Consider the following 15,881-nt stretch of genomic DNA (forward strand, 5'->3'; position numbering starts at 1 on the left):
GGGATCTCCTCGTAGTCCGTGTCCTCGCCGCCGGAGTGGTCCGCCGACTCCTCGACGGGAAAGAGCATGCCGACGGCGTACTGCCGGTGGGGGAGGTTCCCCGTGACCTCCTCCTCTCCGCCCTCCGGCCCCGCATAGGACGCCCGGAGGTGTCGCAGGGCCTCCTTCTGAGCCGCGGTGAGGTTCACTTGCCAACCTGCTTTCGAAGAAGGTCCTGGAGTCGCTTCTTGTCGTCCTTGGAGGCGACCACGTGAAGCGTGACGCGGGCCCTCGTGATGGCCACGTAGAAGGCGGCCACTGAACGGTCGTCGTATTCCTGCGGCAGGTCGCAGACAATGACATGTTCCGCTTCCAGCCCTTTGGCGAAGCGCGGGTTCGTCACCAGGAATCCCGACTTACTCCTGAACGGTTCACCGTCCGCTGTGACGCTGATGATCCAGATGTCGTTCCGTCCGGCCCCGTTCGCAACCAGGTCCCGAGCCACGGCCTCGGCCTCGAAGACATCGGCCGGACCGACCGACCACCGCCACGCCACGCGTTCGCCGTTGACTATGGCCGGATCCCCGACATCCGCGCCCAGGTACTCCTGTACGACATGGACGATCGCCCGGGTGTTACGGACGTTGCGGTCCAAGTCGTACTGCAGCGCCTCCTGCTGTACGAGCTCGCAGACCTCCGGATCGAATTCGCCGTCGACACGGGCCTGGTTGTTGGGGTCGAGGAACATCCTCCATCGACCGCGTTCACGTCCACCACGGATGACCGAGTCGAGTGCGTCCATGCCTTCGGCGTTCATGAGGTCCTGTGCCTCGTCGACGAAGACGACGTCGTACCGCTTGTCACCGGACAGGTCGGCGAAGGGGAGGAGATCGATGTCCCTGCCCTCGATTCGCGGCCCGAAGAAGTCGACGAGTGCAGGCGAGTGGAAGGTGATGAGAACGGACTTCCCCTGCCCGGCCTCCTGCTTCGCGCCTTCCGCGAGCACCAGGGACTTCCCGGTTCCCGCGCCACCGAAGACGAGCATCCTCGGGTTACGGGACAGCGCCGCCAAGACCCGCGCCTGGCCGTCCGTCGCCAGGTTCTGCTCCTCTATCACCGCGCCCCGCTGCGCGTCGATCACCGGCATACGTGTGAACTCGCCGAAGAGCCGTGCCCGTAGAACCTCAGGGGTCGCGACCCTCGTTCCCCGAGGAGCGGTCCTGGCGGTACCGGCGACTGCTTGAAAGGCCTCTGTCAGTCCGGCGACGCTCATCCGGTCCTTGGCCCACCAATGACTCTCCTGCCACTCGACGGCTGCCGGAGGGGCTTCGATGTCAGGGGTCACAGCGACCGCCTCGGCCGCGAACCAACCGACCCTTTCCTCCTGAAGGATTCTGCGCAACGCGAACATGGCCGACTGCGCCTGGTCCATCGGTGACTCGCGCAACCTGTTCCAGTCGCCACGGCGGTCGATCGTGTACCAGATCCCGTTGTGCTTCCTGACGCCCCCGCCCTTGACCTCGACAAGAATCACGACGCCGCCCCAGAGCACGACGAAGTCGGCCTCCGCCTGCTGCTTGGTCTCGTGGCTGCGCAGTTTGACGGAGTGGAAGGCGACCGCGTCCTGAGGCCCTTCGACGGCTCTCAGGAGCCGGGCCACTCGCCGTTCGGCGTTGCTGGTGGCTGTCGCCTCGATGTCGGAGAGATCCGGGATGAGTATCACGCGCCCTGCTTTCGCCAGAGGTCCTCGTAGGCCTTGTATCCGAGGAAGTCATTCACCGCGCCGAAGTTGTCGGCGACGTCCACGATCAGGCACTCCGGCTTGCCACCGTTCTCGGGACCGCGCAGGCCACGGCCGGCCATCTGGATGTAGGCGTTGGGGCTGAACGTCGGCCTCGCGATGTACAAGGCCCGGACACCGGGGGCATCGAAGCCCTGGATCAGCAGGTCACAGTTCGTGAGGACTCTGATCTCACGGTCCTTGAACCTCTGGATCACCTCGCGACGCTCCTGCCGGCCGGTTTGACCGCTGACCGCGGCGGCCTCGACACCTCGATATCGAAGTGTCGCCGCGAGTACTTGCGCGGAGAGCACGCTGGGGGTGAAGACGAGGACGGGCCAATCAGGGTCCCGACGCAGGATGTGGTCGACGAGAATGCGCATGCGCGCCTGGTTCTGACCGATGCGTTCAAGAACCTGGGGTTCGAGTTTGCGCATGGATCGCACCTGAGCGAGCTCGCCCGGTTCCAACGTCACGTCCACACCAGACAGCACCTCGTGTTCAACCCGAGCGAGCACACCGATCTTCGACAGTTCGTCGTACGGGTTGCCGTCGAACGTCGACATTTTGTGCGTGCCGAAGCGAGCAACCAAGTCATCTGTCTGCCCGGAGTGGATATCAGGCCTGCCCTTGAACGGCGTCGCCGAGATGCCCACGAGAGGGCGTTTCCAATTACGGCCGTCCACCCCGAGCCACCGGAAGATCTTCGTGTACATCGTCGACCCGCCGGCTCGATGTGCCTCGTCGACGAAGACAGCGGTGGCGCGACTCAACCACTCGTACTCGGCCGAGTCGACCAGGACGTTGAGCTTCGCATCCGTGGCCACGACCACACTGAACTCGGTATCGGGCTCGTGAACGACATTCGAGTGCCAGAGTCTCCCTATCGTCAGGGGACGCTCGTCGCCGAGCCCACGCCAAACAGTGCTGAACGTCTGCACAGCCTGCTCGCAGAGTTCCTCCGACTGCGCGATCCACAGAACAGTTCCGCGCATCTCGCCCTCGATGAAGAGTCGCAGCACCGTTTCGGTCGCAACGCGGGTCTTCCCCGCTCCCGTCGGTAGTTCCACCATGCCCTTGCGATGGCGACCCTCCACCTCTCGGGTCGTCAGGACCTCTCGCAGTTGGCCACTGATGTCCTTCTGGAAGTCGTGAAGCGAGTTGAGCTTCACGGCGCCGGGCACGACGAACTCCTCGTCCTGGCGATGGGTTCGGCGCCCTGCGTACTTGGCTCCGAATCCCATCTTGCGGAGCCAAGCGATCGTCAACGCACCGCCCGCCCATGTCGTGGGAACGTCCGGGTACCCCTCGGCCCTGAACTCGGCAGCGAGGTGCTTGATGGAGTCACTTCCCCAGACGGTCAGGAAGAGCTCGCCGACGGACGTCGTCCGGTCCACCAGGCTCTGGCTCCTCAGCGCCTGCCAGAGTCCCTTCGGCAGGTTGTCCCGCAACGTGTCCTCGCCGAGCAGGATTTCGAGACGTTCGGCGTCGCTGGACGCTGCACGTGCCGACTGTCGTTGCTCCTCGAGTCGCTGTTCGATGCCGGCTTTGAGGACATCGCTCATCTCGGCGTTCGTGAGCTGGAGGCCGAACGCCTCGTTGAGAATGTTCAGGACACGCCGTTCGTCGAGGTCCGCGCGAACGACGAGTGTCAACCCATCGAGATGCCAGTCGAGCGACTTGTCCTCGACTCCGTCCTCCGTGGTCACACGCTTTGAAATGTGCACAGCCTTGGCCACTGACGCGTTCATGACCTTGTCGTCGACGAACATCGAACGGAGCCCGGTGTACACATCGATGACCCGCTCCCCCTCCTGCCGGCCGTCGACCAGCAACGAGAAGGAGAAGCTGTCCTCGAAGCGGCGACATCCGACCGCCTCGACCAGCAGCTCCACCTCGTCCGGAGCCGCCCACAGAAACGGCTTGTGCTTCTCACGGAGGAGTGCGCGCTCCTCTTCCGTCGTCGCCAGGTACACCGCGTCAGGCCGCTTCGCCTCGACGGCTCGACCCACTCGGGCGGGGATGAGCGGGGGACGAGCGCCGGGATAGCCGATCTCGCCTGAGGTGAGGACGAATGCCGTCAGTGTCGAATCCTTGATCGCCGGATTGACGAATTCTGCGTCGAGCGCCTCACGCAGCACCTCGGCCGGGACGTCCTTCAACACCTTCGGCAGTTCGAGCAGATCTTCGACGCGTCGCGGTCCCCGGAAGAGGGGCAACAGGGCCTCGAACGTGACGAGCGAAGCCGACACGACATCGCGAGGTCCTCGGTGGCCACGGGTCGAGTTGAGAAGACCCGCCCGTTCCACGGCCCACCGGACGGGGGAAATCACTCGGTATCTGTTGCCCGTGCCACTGTCTTCGCAAGTCCAGTAGCCGTCCTCCTCCAACGCGAGCAGTTGAACGGACCACGTCTCCCGAACGCTTGGGGGTGCCTGCGCTTCTCCCAACATCAGGAGCACCGAGAAGGGGCCGGGTCCGTCGTTGTTGTCGAACTCCACCCGCTCGATGGCGCGCTCACCGGGTCCGAGTCGTCTGTTGAGCTCGTCGAGGATGTATTCGCCGTACGCCTGGAAGTAGATCTCGTCGTCGACCGAGTAGGACTTCCGCGGAGCGTGGACAACTCCCGCCTCGTGGGCGAGTTGCACAACGCAGCGCGACCGGTCCAACGTCCGCTCGGGAATGCCGTCGCCGAGACCGTCGATGTCCAGTACCTGCTCGGGCGGCGCCCACCCACCGTCACGGGTCGGGACCGGGACACTGAAGCCTCCCGCCTTCCTGCCGGCGACAACCTTCTGCGCCTGGGTCACGGGTACTTCCTTGGCGGCCTCCCAGAACTTCGGGAGTTCGTCGTCTTCCGGTTCCGAGGACAGCTTGGCCATCCTGGTCTCGAAGACGGCCATCGGGTCGAGGTCCCGGAACCCCTTGTCGCCAAGCTTCTTCTCGACTCCGGGGAGCGCGAGGAAGTCCGGGCGGACGAAGCTCGCGCCCTCGACGTCGTCTCCGATGCCTCTGAGGAAGACGTGGTCACGGTCCTTGATGGAGCACATGCCGGCAGTCGTCGGAATGACCTTCGCGGAGTTGACGCCCTCGACCCTCGGGTTCTGTACGGCGAACTCGAGCGCCTGCGCGGCCGATCGAGCGTCGTTCCCGTCTGCCCACTCACGCAGCCACGACAGTGCTCCCCTTCTGGGGATCTGCTCCAAGGCTCTCAATTCGTCCCTGGACCGCCGGTCCATGTAATCCGAGTCGACGCTGTTGATGTACAGCTGTCGAAGACGCGTCACGCGCTGGCTGTTGGTGTAGCAGCGCCAATGTGGCACATCAGCCCTGGTGTTGGGCGACTTGATCCACTTCTCGTGATCCGCCTCGGACGCTCCGACTCCAAAGTCCAACGGGCGAAGGTCCAGAGCCATGCGCAGGGTGCCGGTCGCATCCGGCACCAGTGCCTTCTTGGCTCCGAGGTGCGGAACATGAGCGCAGAGAACGTCATCGCCCAGAGAGTGGGTCTCACGACCACGTGCCGGCATGTAGTCCAGGTGCGCGGCCGGATCGTCGCTGGAGGAGACCTTGGGCAACATGTCGACGAACATGTTCGAGAGAGCCACCAGGATCTCTCGGTTGTAGTCGTTCTCGAGCAGTGTGGTGCGATCGTCGTTCACGCTCCACGGCGCGTTGAAGAGCGCGGACGCGGAAGTCCTGTCCTGGAGCGGGAAGTACGACCAGAACTCGCCCAGCCTCAGTTGGGTGAGGCGCCCGGGCACGGCGACCGTGACCTTCACCTGGCCACGCGATACCGCCTCACCCACCTCCGTCCGAGCCTCGGGACTCGGGGTGTGCATCCGGTCCTCGACGTACCAGTCGTCATAGCTGCCCTCAGGACGCTCGATGCGGAATCGACCGTCGCCCAGGCGACGTGACACATGGCTCGTATCGAAGTCGTCGTCCGGCCCGATCACCCGGAGCCGGACCTCGCGAACCGCCTTGACGAAGAGGAGGAACTCGGAGCGGAACTCCTCGATCTCCTTCCTGAGGCTCTCCAGTTTGGAGGCATGCGGCAACCTGACGATCGTTGTCGCCCACTGAGCGAGTTCCGAAAGGATCGGATCCTTGTCGAACTCGGTCGCGGCGTCGATTCTCGTCACGGTCCTCAGGACCGGAAACCTTCTGGCCGTGGAACCGATCGATGCGATCGTCGCCTTGGTCCGGGCGGAGTTGAACTCGAAGGAGATCGATCGACTGAAGACCTGCGGAGCGTCGGTGACCGCGAGCACCGACTTGAACCCAAGTCCGAACCGCCCGATCTCGTCACCCCTCTTACCGCTGAGGTGCGCGTGAGCAATCGCCGTGAGGCCACTTCGAGAGAACGGACGACCGGCGTTCGCGCAGTACAGAGTCTGGTGGTTGAGATCAAGGACGATCTCAACCCGCCCGGCTCCCTCTTGGTCCTCCGGAGCCCCCGACATCGCGTCGGCAGCGTTCTGCACCAGTTCCAGAAGCGTGCGGTTGGAGTAACCACCGACCCGTATGGACTCCTCGTGGTTGGCGTGCTCCGTGATCAGGTTGGGATTCGCGCGATACGAATCGATCGCTCGCCCGAAGAGGTCGTCGACCTCACCAATCAGGCTCTCTTCCGGGACCCATTCGGCACGATTCATCAACACGGCAGCACCGCCGCAACTACAGACACCACAATGCACCTCTGCCAAACCTGCACTTACACGGCTCCTGAACTTCGATCGCCCATGCACCAACGAACCGTCACACCCGGCACTGCGTCGACCCGTCATAGTCTGTGGACGCAGCCACTGACAGTCCGGTTCTTCGAGACGTCGGGAGCACTCCTCGACGTGTGGGCGCCGGAGCCCCGAGCCGACGGTGCCCAGACCTTGTCGGTGTCCCTCGATGCGGAACGTTCCGCCACATGGCGACACCGGGGCCGCTCGACCGCCCACGGCAACCTCTTCGCCGGAAGCGGGCATCCACTCCGTCCCGGTACGAGGCCACGCACCCCCGTTGCGCCACGGCAGAGTCCATGACCGGCGCAGACCTCTCTGCCCGAGGACGCGTCGGACACACAAAGACCTTCACACGTCCCCCCCATTCGTGAAGCTCAAGCGTTCAACAAGACTTCGTCGCAGGGAAGACCCGTCACCGATTCGTGATCTGGAGGCTGCCTCCGCCATCTCGCAGGGCGAAGCGAACGCGAGCTCAAGTGGCCGACTTCCAGGCCGAACGCCCCAGCACGAAGACCGGGCCGACCACACGACCGGAGCCCCGGCAGCAACAAGCGACCTTTCCTTCACACCTTGCATCCGCGAAGCGATCTTCACAACTCGCAGAGTCGTGGTGTCGACAATGCTTCAGCAACTCGCCGCGAAACGGAAGTGTTCTTGCCGAATCCAGCTGCGGCAGCCTTGGCGCGAGCGGGCTTGAGTGCGCCTGGCGTGCGCCCTTGTGCACAAACCAGGCGTGTGGAATGTACGGGCGGGGATCCGCCCGTACATTCCACACGATCTTGCCCTGCGGACAGTCCCGCGTCGAAACGGGGACCCCGACGCTCAATTCCCTTACAGCAGCGGCGGTTCGGCCAACCGCGCCAGTTCCAGGGCCTGTTGCGGGAACCAGTCGCCCGCCTTCGGATCGGCCGCGGCGCGCTCGGGGTCCTCGGGCCCCGCGGTTCCGCGCAGGCAGAGGCCGTCCGACTCGCCGGGTGTCTTGATCCACAGCCGGGCGTCCTGGAGCGGGTCGCCGGTGCGCAGCGTGGGGCGGGCGCCGAGGCCGCGGTCCGGCGGGTTGCACCAGTCCTGCGCGTCCGTGTACTTGCCCGCCGGCGGGGTCCAGGGGCCGCGGCCGTTGCGGCTGGAGTCCGTGACGAAGTGCTTCATCCGGGACGGCGGGGTCGACACCTGCGCGTCGAGCCAGGCCTGCGCGTCGGCGCGCGGCCACCACTGGTTGGGGCACTGGGCCACGTCACCACCGCTGTCGGCGTAGGCCAGGCAGGACGAAATGAGCTTGCCGTACCAGGAGTTGGCGTCGTCGGTGTGGTAGTTCGAGGCGTTGGTGTAGAAGCCGGAGGCGCGTGCCACCCCGCCCTCGATCAGGCGCGGCACGATGGAGTTGACGGAGTGCCAGCCCGGGTGCCCGGTGTCGAGATAGACCTTCGTCCCGCGCAGTGGCTCCAGGGCATCGACCGCGTAGTTGACCTCCGCGTAGCGCGCGGTCGTCTTCGTGCCCTGCGCGTCGTCCTGGCCGCAGTCGGAGGGCAGCAGGGCGAGGGCGTCGGGTTCGAGGGTGACGATCGCGTCGCCGCGGCCGATCCCGCGGGCCACCGCGTCGATCCACGCCTGATACTCGGCGGTGTCCGCGGCGCCGCCCGCCGAGTAGTTGGAGCAGTCCCGGCCGGGAATGTCGTACAGCGCCAGCGCGGGAATCGCGCCGTCACGGCCCGCGTCGCGCACCACCGCGCGGACCTCCTTCTCCACCTCGGCCGGCGTCTGGTCACCGAACCACACGGCCTGCGGGGTGTTCACCATCGCCACGATGCCCGCCGCGTCGCGCAGCCGGCCGGCCCGGGCGAGGCCGAGGGCCTGCTGGTACGCCGCCGGGTTGGCGTCGGGGACGTACAGCGACGGTGCGCGGCCGGCGGCCTCGGCGGCGTGCGCCGGTGGTACGGCGAACAGGGCTGCCAGTCCGACGGACAGAGCGGCGAGCCAGGTGGGGGTGCGTCGTCTCATACGGGTTCACTCCGGGGTCGCAACGGTCACGAGGGACTTGCGGGAGCGCTCCCACAGGAGGTTCGCCGAGAGGCGCGCGTGCGTCAATACGGGGCGCAGAAGAACACGCCCGGAAACCGCGGAACGACCCGGAGGCGGGCCCTCAGGCCACCGACCCGATCCGGCGCACCGGATCCGAGGGTGTGTCGTGGTGGATGGGGGTGTGCGCCCCGGTGAGGGAGACCCCGCTCCCCCCGCGCCGGTCGGCCACGATCTCCGCCGCGATCGACAGGGCCGTCTCCTCGGGGGTCCGCGCCCCCAGGTCCAGGCCGATCGGCGACCTGAGGCGGGCCAGCTCGATCTCGGTGACGCCGACCTCGCGCAGCCTCTCGTTGCGGTCCAGGTGAGTACGGCGCGAGCCCATGGCGCCGACGTACGCCACCGGGAGCCGCAGCGCGAGCCGGAGCAGCGGGACGTCGAACTTGGCGTCGTGGGTGAGGACGCACAGGACGGTGCGGGAGTCGACCTCCGTGCGCTCCAGATAGCGGTGGGGCCATTCCACGACGATCTCGTCCGCCTCGGGGAAACGGGCCGCCGTCGCGAAGACCGGACGGGCGTCGCACACCGTCACCCGGTAGCCCAGGAACTTGCCCACGCGGACCAGCGCCGAGGCGAAGTCGATGGCGCCGAAGACGATCATGCGCGGGGGCGGGACCGAGGACTCCACCAGGACCGTGAGCGGCGCTCCACAACGAGAGCCCTGCTCTCCGATCTCCACGGTGGCGGTGCGGCCGGCGTCCAGCAGGGCCGCCGCCTCGCCCGCCACCGTACGGTCGAGCCCGGGATGGGCCCCGAAACCGCCCTCGTGGGAGCCGTCGGGACGTACGACGAGGGCGCGGCCCATCAGTTCGGCGGGCCCGCTCACGACGCGGGCGAGCGCCGCCGCCTCGCCGCGCGCCGCTCGGGCCAGGGCCGTCGCGAGCACCGTCCGTCGGGCGGTGTCGTGCGAGCGGACCGGGGTGACCAGGATGTCGATGACGCCGCCGCAGGTCAGGCCGACCGCGAAGGCGTCGTCGTCGCTGTAGCCGAAGCGTTCGAGGACGGTCCCGCCGTCCTCCAGCGCCTGTGTGCACAGGTCGTAGACCGCCCCTTCCACGCAACCGCCCGAGACCGAGCCGATCGCCGTGCCGTCGGAGTCGACGGCGAGCGCGGCGCCGGGCCTGCGGGGCGCGCTGCCGCCGACCGCCACCACGGTGGCGATGGCGAAGTCGCGGCCCTGCTCGACCCACCGGTGCAGTTCTTCGGCGATGTCCAGCATGTCTCGGTCTCCTTGGCAGCGGTTGCGTGGAAGGGGCTCGGCGTCAGCGGACGCCCAGCCAGCCCTCGATCGGGTGGAGCGCGAAGTAGACGAAGAAGACCGCCGTCAGACCCCACATGAAGGCCCCGATCTCCCGGACCCTGCCCTGGGCGGTCTTGACGGCGACGTAACTGATCACACCGGCCGCCACGCCCGCGGTGATCGAATAGGTGAACGGCATGATCACGACCGTCAGGAAGACCGGGACGGCGGTGGCGCGGTCGGCCCAGTCGACGTGGCGCGCGTTCGTCATCATCATGGCGCCGATGACCACCAGGGCCGCCGCCGCGATCTCGCCCGGGACGATCGCCGTGAGCGGGGTGAAGAACAGGCAGGCCGCGAAGAAGAGGCCGGTGACGACGGAGGAGAGGCCGGTACGGGCTCCTTCGCCGACGCCGGTCGCGGACTCGACGAAGACCGTCTGGCCGGACGCTCCGGCCACTCCGCCGACCGCTCCGCCCGCGCCGTCGATGAACAGCGCCTTCGACAGACCGGGCATCCGGCCCCGGTCGTCGGCCAGTCCGGCCTCGGTGCCGACGCCGATGATCGTGGCCATCGCGTCGAAGAACCCGGCGAGCACCAGAGTGAAGACGATCATGCCGACCGTCATGGCGCCGACGTGGCTCCAGCCGCCGAACTCGACCTTGCCGAAGAGCGAGAAGTCCGGCATCGAGACGGCGCTGCCGTGCAGTTCGGGGGCGCCGCCGGCCCACTGGCCGGGGTCGATGACACCGGTGGCGTCGAGGACGACGGAGACGGCCGTGCCGGAGACGATGCCGATGAGGATCGCGCCGGGGACACCGCGCGCCTGGAGAGCGAAGATCAGGAGCAGGGTCGCGGCGAAGAGCAGCACCGGCCAGCCGGCGAGTTCGCCGGTGGGGCCGAGGGTGAGGGGGGTCGCCTTGCCCTGGTGCACGAAGCCGGCCTTGACCAGGCCGATCAGCGCGATGAACAGGCCGATGCCCATGGTGATGGCGTGCTTGAGCGCCAACGGGATCGCGTTCATGATCATCTCGCGCAGCCCGGTGACGACCAGGAGCATGATGACCGCGCCGTACATCACGCACATGCCCATGGCCTGCGGCCAGGTCATCTGCGGGACGACCTGTGAGGAGAGCACCCCGGACACCGAGAGTCCGGCGGCGAGGGCGAGCGGCACCTTGCCGACGAATCCCATGAGAAGGGTGGTGAAGGCCGCCGCGAACGCGGTCGCGGTGATCAGCGCCTTCTGGCCGAGTGCGTCCCCCGCCACGTCCTTGCCGGACAGGATGAGGGGGTTGAGCAGCAGGATGTACGCCATCGCCATGAAGGTGGTGACGCCGCCGCGCACCTCACGCGCGATCGAACTGTCCCGCTGGGATATGTGGAAGTACCGGTCGAGCCAAGACCGTCCGGCCGGAACGCGGCTGCCCGCGCCCGCGTCCTGCGCGGTGGTCTTCGGCTCCAGTGACTGCTGGGTCATGTGGGCCTGCTCCCAAGGTTCAAAGGGGCACCCGGACAGCCGTCCTGACGGCTGGTCAGTCGCGTGCGCGGCTGCGGGATTTGGGAAGGTGCTTCGGCCGCACGACCCGGGGGACGGCCCGAGACGAACGTGAGAAACGAGAGGAACGGGAGGAACTCTGTTGCTGTACGCGTCTGTTGCTTGCTGCTTCCCTGCGGCTCCCGGTCCCCGCGAGCGGTGCGGTGACCGGGTGCTCCGGGCGGCGCGGCGAAGTGTGACGTTCCCGGCGCCGCCCGGAGAGATGTGTCCGGCGCCTACGCGGTTCCCGTGAGGTGTTCGGGGCGTACCGGCGTCCGGTCGAGCTCCAGACCCGTCGCGTTCCGGATCGCCGCGAGGACGGCCGGGGTGGACGACAGGGTCGGGGCCTCGCCGATGCCACGGAGCCCGTACGGGGCGTGGTCGTCGGCGAGTTCGAGCACGTCGACGGGGATGGTCGGCGTGTCGAGGATGGTGGGGATCAGGTAGTCCGTGAAGGAGGGGTTGCGCACCTTCGCGGTCTTCGGGTCGACGATGATCTCCTCCATGACCGCGATGCCCAGGCCCTGGGTGGTACCACCCTGGATCTGGCCGATGACGGACAGCGGGTTGAGCGCCTTGCCGACGTCCTGGGCGCAGGCCAGTTCGATGACCTTGACCAGCCCGAGTTCGGTGTCCACCTCGACGACGGCGCGGTGCGCGGCGAACGAGTACTGGACATGGCCGTTGCCCTGCCCGGTACGCAGGTCGAAGGCCTCGGTCGGCCGGTGCCGCCACTCGGCCTCGATCTCGACGGCCTCCGATTCGAGCACGTCGGCGAGATCGGCGAGGACCTCGCCGCCGTCGGTGACGACCTTGCCTCCCTCCAGGAGGAGTTCGGCCGTGCCCCACGCGGGGTGGTACGTACCGAACTTGCGGCGGCCGATCTCCAGGACCTTCTCGCGGACCAGCTCGCAGGAGTTCTTGACGGCGCCACCGGTGACGTACGTCTGACGCGAGGCGGACGTCGAACCGGCGCTGCCCACCCGGGTGTCGGCCGGCTGGATGGTCACCTGGGCGACGCCCAGTTCCGTACGGGCGATCTGCGCATGGACGGTGACGCCGCCCTGGCCGACCTCCGCCATCGCGGTGTGCACGGTGGCGACCGGCACACCGCCGACGACCTCCATGCGGACCCGGGCGGTCGAGTAGTCGTCGAAGCCCTCGGAGAAGCCGACGTTCTTGATGCCGACGGCGTACCCGATCCCGCGGACGACGCTCTCGCCGTGCGTGGTGTTGGACAGGCCGCCGGGCAGTTGCCGTACGTCGGCCTCCTCGCCCGCGGAGAGCCACTGCCGCTCCGGCGGCAGCGGCATCGCCTTGACCCGGCGCAGGAGTTCGGCGACCGGGGCCGGTGAGTCGACGCGCTGCCCGGTCGGCAGGAGCGAGCCCTGTTCCATCGCGTTGAGCTGGCGGAACGCGACCCGGTCCATGCCCACCTCGTCGGCGAGCTTGTCCATCTGGGCCTCGTACGCGAAGCACGCCTGCACTGCGCCGAAGCCGCGCATGGCTCCGCAGGGCGGGTTGTTGGTGTAGAGCGCGATGGCCTCGATGTCGACGTCGTCGACCACGTACGGGCCGACGCCGAGCGAGGAGGCGTTGCCGACGACCGCCGGGGAGGCCGACGCGTACGCGCCGCCGTCGAGCACGATCCGTGCCTTGATGTGCGTGAGCTTGCCGTCCTTGGTCGCCCCGTGCTCGTAGGTGAGCTTGGCGGGGTGGCGGTGGACGTGTCCGAAGAAGGACTCGAAACGGTTGTAGACGATCTTGACGGGCTTGCCGGTGCGCAGGGCCAGCAGGCAGGCGTGGATCTGCATCGACAGGTCCTCGCGGCCGCCGAACGCGCCGCCGACCCCGGAGAGGGTCATCCGGACCTTGTCCTCGGGCAGGCCGAGCACCGGGGCGATCTGGCGCAGGTCGGAGTGCAGCCACTGGGTGGCGATGTAGAGCTCGACGCCGCCGTCCTCACAGGGCACGGCGAGGCCGGACTCGGGGCCGAGGAAGGCCTGGTCCTGCATGCCGAAGGTGTACTCGCCCCTGACGACGAAGTCGGCCCTCCTCGCGGCCTCTTCGACGTCGCCGCGGACGATCGGCTGACGGTGCACGATGTTCGGGTGCGGGACGTGGCCGATGTGGTGGTCGTCGCGGCCCTCGTGGACGAGGACCGCGCCGGGCGCGGTCGCGGACGCCTCGTCCGTGATCACCGGCAGCTCGCGGTACTCCACCTTGATCTTGGCGGCGGCGCGGCGCGCGGTCTCGGGGTGGTCGGCGGCGACGATGGCGACCGGCTCGCCGTGGTGGCGTACCTTGCCGTGCGCGAGGACCGGGGTGTCCTGGATCTCCAGGCCGTAGTTCTTCACGTCGGTGGGCAGGTCGTCGTACGTCATGACGGCGTACACGCCGGGCTGTGCGATGGCCTCGGAGGTGTCGATGGACACGATCTCGGCGTGGGCGACCGTGGAGCGCAGGATCTGGCCCCACAGCATGTCCTCGTGCCACATGTCGGAGGAGTACGCGAACTCGCCGGTGACCTTGAGGGTGCCGTCCGGGCGGAGCGTGGACTCGCCGATGCCGCCCTTGGTCCGGGAGCCCTGCGTGATGTTCGTGGGTGTTCCGGTCGTTCCCATGATCAGACCGCCTCGGACTGCCGGGCGGCCGCGAGGCGGACCGCGTCCATGATCTTCTCGTAGCCGGTGCAGCGGCACAGGTTGCCCGAGAGTGCCTCGCGGATGTCCGCGTCGGTCGGGTTCGGGGTGCGCTCCAGCATCTCGTCCGCCGCGACCAGCAGACCCGGGGTGCAGAAGCCGCACTGGACGGCTCCGGCGTCGATGAACGCCTGCTGGACGGGCGAGAGTTCGGTGCCCTCGCCGGTGTGCGAGTCGTGCCCCTCGGCGGCCCAGCTCTGGGCCTCGTCGAGCGAAATGCCCGTCGCGTCGGCCGTGTCGCCGGCACCCGTCGTGCAACCGGCGTGCTCCGCTCGCTGCTTGGCGAAGTCGGCCAGCCCCTCGACGGTGACGACCTCCCTGCCCTCCACCTGGCCTGCGGCGACCAGACAGGAACACACGGGCACACCGTCCAGGCGGACGGTGCAGGAGCCGCACTCGCCCTGCTCGCAGGCGTTCTTGGAACCGGGCAGGCCGAGGCGCTCGCGCAGGACGTACAGGAGGCTCTCGCCCTCCCAGACGTCGTCGGCCTCCTGCCTGCGACCGTTGACCGTGAAGTTGACACGCATTACGCGACTCCCTCCGTGCGGGCGGCGGTGCCGCGGTAGGACTCCCAGGTCCAGGTGAGCGTGCGACGGGCCATGACACCGACCGCGTGGCGGCGGTAGCTCGCCGTGCCGCGGACGTCGTCGATCGGGTTGCAGGCGGCGGAGCACAGCACGGCGAACTGCTTGGCCACCGAAGGGGTGATGATCTTGCCGTTGTCCCAGAAGCCGCCCTCGTCGAGCGCCGCGTTCAGGAACTCCTCGGCGGTCTTCGCGCGGACCGGGGTCGGCGCGGCCGAGCCGATGCCGGTGCGGACCGTACGGGTCTCGGGGTGCAGGGCCAGGCCGAAGGCGCACACCGCGATCACCATGGCGTTGCGGGTGCCGACCTTGGAGAACTGCTGCGGCCCGTCCGCCTTCTTGATGTGGACGGCGCGGATCAGCTCGTCGGGCGCGAGCGCGTTGCGCTTCACGCCGGTGTAGAAGTCGTCGATCGGGATCAGCCGCGAACCGCGCACCGACTGGGCCTCGACCTCGGCACCCGCCGCGAGGAGGGCGGGGTGGGCGTCGCCGGCCGGGGAGGCGGTGCCGAGGTTGCCGCCGACGCCGCCGCGGTTGCGGATCTGCGGGGAGGCCACCGTGTGGGAGGCGAGAGCCAGCCCGGGAAGCTCACGGCGCAGGTTCTCCATGATCCGGGTGTACGGAACGGAGGCGCCCAGGCGCACGCTGCTCTCGCCGGCCTCCCACTCGCTCAGCTCGCCGATGCGGTTCAGGTCGAGGAGGTACTCGGGCCTGCGGTGATCGAAGTTGATCTCGACCATCACATCGGTGCCACCCGCAATCGGCACAGCGGTCGGGTGCTCGGCCTTGGCGGCGAGCGCCTCCTCCCAACTGGCGGGGCGAAGGAAGTCCATGAGTGGCTCTCTTCATTCGTGTCGTGGGTGTTGTGATCAAGCCAGATCGGGTGCGGCGTCCTCGGCTCGGTCATGAGGTCTCAACAGCGGAGTGGGGTCAGTACACAGCGGTGTCCGGCACCGGGGTCAGTCACCGAAACCATGAAGGAGTTCGCTGGCCAGCGCGCGCATCTTGTAGATTCATATGAACCGAGGCCATCGGCAACCTCTTCGTTTTCCTCCGGAAACAGTCGGCCGGTCCTCCGGAAACAATCGGTCGGTCCTCCGGAAACGGACGGCCCGGTCCTCCGGAAACAGGGACACGCCCCACGGAAACGGGGCACGGCCCTCCGGAACCGAAGGCCCAGGGGCGGTACCGCAGGTTTCCCGGAACCCACGGACAGCTCCGCGGAGCCCGGGAGGCCGACGGGC

The 15,881-nt window shown here is 67.9% G+C and carries 8 protein-coding genes; all 8 read right to left on the reverse strand.

Annotation, left to right across the window (positions count from 1 at the left end):
* Positions 1-184 precede the first annotated feature (184 nt).
* The 8 genes from OG780_RS10035 to OG780_RS10070 all read right to left on the reverse strand — a co-directional run bounded on the left by OG780_RS10035 (position 185) and on the right by OG780_RS10070 (position 15,470).
* The gene (locus OG780_RS10035; RefSeq protein WP_328446778.1) at positions 185-1,702 is read right to left on the reverse strand and encodes a nuclease-related domain-containing DEAD/DEAH box helicase; all 1,518 of its coding nucleotides are present in this window, start codon (positions 1,700-1,702) and stop codon (positions 185-187) included.
* A complete protein-coding gene (locus OG780_RS10040; RefSeq protein ID WP_328446780.1) occupies positions 1,699-6,417 on the reverse strand; it encodes a DEAD/DEAH box helicase in 4,719 nt (1,572 codons plus the stop codon). Before OG780_RS10040 ends, OG780_RS10035 begins: the two co-directional genes overlap by 4 nt.
* 912 nt (positions 6,418-7,329) lie before the next feature.
* Entirely contained in the window at positions 7,330-8,496 is a 1,167-nt protein-coding gene (locus OG780_RS10045; RefSeq protein ID WP_328446782.1) for a glycoside hydrolase family 6 protein, read from the reverse strand.
* Between the two features lie 142 nt (positions 8,497-8,638).
* Complete coding sequence (locus OG780_RS10050) at positions 8,639-9,793, reverse strand: XdhC/CoxI family protein (protein WP_328446784.1); 1,155 nt, start codon at positions 9,791-9,793, stop codon at positions 8,639-8,641.
* A 43-nt stretch (positions 9,794-9,836) separates the two neighbouring features.
* On the reverse strand, positions 9,837-11,294 hold the full coding sequence (locus tag OG780_RS10055; RefSeq protein WP_328446786.1) for an NCS2 family permease: 1,458 nt from the start codon (positions 11,292-11,294) through the stop codon (positions 9,837-9,839).
* A 293-nt stretch (positions 11,295-11,587) separates the two neighbouring features.
* On the reverse strand, positions 11,588-13,975 hold the full coding sequence (locus tag OG780_RS10060; RefSeq protein ID WP_328446788.1) for a xanthine dehydrogenase family protein molybdopterin-binding subunit: 2,388 nt from the start codon (positions 13,973-13,975) through the stop codon (positions 11,588-11,590).
* A gap of 2 nt (positions 13,976-13,977) precedes the next feature.
* A complete protein-coding gene (locus OG780_RS10065) occupies positions 13,978-14,580 on the reverse strand; it encodes a (2Fe-2S)-binding protein (protein ID WP_328446791.1) in 603 nt (200 codons plus the stop codon).
* The gene (locus OG780_RS10070; protein WP_328446793.1) at positions 14,580-15,470 is read right to left on the reverse strand and encodes an FAD binding domain-containing protein; all 891 of its coding nucleotides are present in this window, start codon (positions 15,468-15,470) and stop codon (positions 14,580-14,582) included. Before OG780_RS10070 ends, OG780_RS10065 begins: the two co-directional genes overlap by 1 nt.
* Positions 15,471-15,881 lie beyond the last annotated feature (411 nt).

Source organism: Streptomyces sp. NBC_00386 (assembly GCF_036063235.1).
Lineage (GTDB): Bacteria > Actinomycetota > Actinomycetes > Streptomycetales > Streptomycetaceae > Streptomyces.